This is a genomic window from Leisingera sp. F5 (genome assembly GCF_001593695.1).
Genome location: NZ_LUKH01000625.1, coordinates 1 through 1,969 on the forward strand (window position 1 = coordinate 1; position 1,969 = coordinate 1,969).

At 60.4% G+C, this 1,969-nt stretch carries 3 protein-coding genes; 1 reads left to right on the top strand and 2 read right to left on the bottom strand.

Annotated elements, in window-relative coordinates:
* The first annotated feature begins 175 nt into the window (after nucleotides 1-175).
* Nucleotides 176-727: a TIGR00730 family Rossman fold protein gene (locus A2I95_RS34060; protein WP_291736919.1), complete on the top strand. Its 552-nt coding sequence runs from the start codon at nucleotides 176-178 to the stop codon at nucleotides 725-727.
* Here the strand turns inward: A2I95_RS34060 and rarD are convergent.
* A complete protein-coding gene (rarD, locus tag A2I95_RS34065; protein WP_291736923.1) occupies nucleotides 664-1,575 on the bottom strand; it encodes an EamA family transporter RarD in 912 nt (303 codons plus the stop codon). The two genes, A2I95_RS34060 and rarD, sit on opposite strands and share 64 nt — an antisense overlap.
* A gap of 112 nt (nucleotides 1,576-1,687) precedes the next feature.
* A partial coding sequence (locus tag A2I95_RS34070) for a superoxide dismutase (RefSeq protein ID WP_291736926.1) occupies nucleotides 1,688-1,969 on the bottom strand: 282 nt, incomplete at its 5' end.

The following is a 1,969-nucleotide window of genomic DNA, read 5'->3' on the forward strand; positions in this document are numbered from 1 at the left end:
ACCGCCAATTGTGAGGGCCCCCAGGCCCCCGCTTCCAGATGCTTCCGCCATTTCGATCCCTTCGGCATTTGCGGAATGTTGCCTTCCGCTTAGTTGAGCAAACCTACCAATCCCGCTATCACGGGTCAAAACACCAATTGCGTTTCATCTTGAAATTCCACGGAAAGGCTGGCCGATGAGCATCAAATCCGTCTGTGTCTATTGCGGTTCCCGCGCCGGAGCACAGCCCGCTTATACCCAGGCCGCACAGGATCTCGGCGCGGCACTCGCCAAGAACGACATGAGGCTGGTCTATGGCGCCGGCGATGTCGGGCTGATGGGAGAGGTCGCTCGCGCTGCCCAGGCAGCAGGCGGCGAAACCTTTGGCGTGATCCCCGGCCACCTGGAACAGCGGGAAGTCGGCAAATCCGATCTCAGCACCTATGTTGTCACCGAAACCATGCATGAACGCAAAAAGGTCATGCTGTGGAACGCTGATGCGGTGGTTGTACTGCCCGGCGGCGCCGGGTCGCTGGATGAGTTGTTCGAGGCGCTCACCTGGCGCCAGTTGGGCCTGCATTCAAAACCGATCGTGATCCTGAATACCGAAGGCTACTGGGACAAGCTGCGCGACCTTCTGGACCATGTTGTCGCTCAGGGCTTTGCTGGTCAGGACACCGCGGATTATCTGATCTGGGCCGACACCCCGGTAGCGGCCATTGCCGCCCTGCGCGACGCCCGCTCCTGACGCAGGGCCGAGAACGAGAACACCGCAACTGCGCTCCAGATCAGCGCAAAGGCCGCGCCGTGCCAAGGGGTGAATGGCTCGGTAAAGACCAGCACCGCCACCAGGAACTGCAGTGTCGGGTTCAGGTACTGCAACACACCCACCGTCCCCAGCCGCACCCGCTTGGCGGCATAGCTGAACAAGATCAGCGGCAGTCCGGTCAGGATGCCGGAGAACGCCAGCATCACAGCGGTCGCAGTGCTGTCCAGAAAGCCCGCGCCGCCGGTCAGCCAGATCACCGCCAGCGCTACGGGCAGGATCAGCAGCACCTCGGCGGTGACGGACACCACCGGACCCAATGGAATCTGTTTTTTTGCAACACCATAAAGGGCAAAGCTAATCGCCAGCACCAGCGGAATCAGGGGGGCTGCGCCCAGTCCGAAGGACAGCACCGCAACTGCCAGTGCCGCCAGCCCAACTGCCGCGACCTGCGCCCGGGTCAGCTGTTCACCGAACACCAGCCGCCCCAGCAGCACGCTCAGCAGCGGAAAGATATAGTACCCCAAGCTCGCTTCGGTCGCATAGCCGGTCTGTACAGAAGAAATGAACACAAACCAGTTGAGCGAGATCATCGCCGTTGCGAGAACCAGAAACATTGTGTTCCGCCTGCCGCTGAAAGCGGCCCCTAAGGCGCCGATCCGGCCTTGAAAAAACAACACGCCGGCAAAGAACAGGAACGACCACAATGCCCGGTGCGACAGGACTTGTTCGGGCGGCACATGCGACAGCGCATTGTAATAGATCCCCGACAGCCCCCAGACCACGCAGGCCGAAACCATTGCCAATATGCCTTTGGCTGCCTCTGTCATCGCCGTTCCCCTGCTCCGGCCCTTCGTGCGCAATACGCGCCTGCCGCCGGTTCAAATAAGAAACGCCCGGTCAAAAAAGACCGGGCGCTCCAGAATTCATGCCGTTAAGGACTTACATCCGCGAGGCGACGTTTTCCCAGTTCACCAGATTGTCCAGGAAGTTGGTCAGATACGCCGGACGCTTGTTGCGGAAATCGATGTAATAAGAGTGTTCCCACACATCGCAGCCCAGCAGCGCGGTCTGGTTGAAGCACAGCGGGTTCACACCGTTTTCGGTCTTGGTCACTGCCAGCGAACCATCGGCGTTCTTAACCAGCCAGGCCCAGCCGGAACCGAACTGGCCGGCGCCTGCAGCGGAGAACTGCGATTTGAACTCGTCAACCGAGCCAAACGA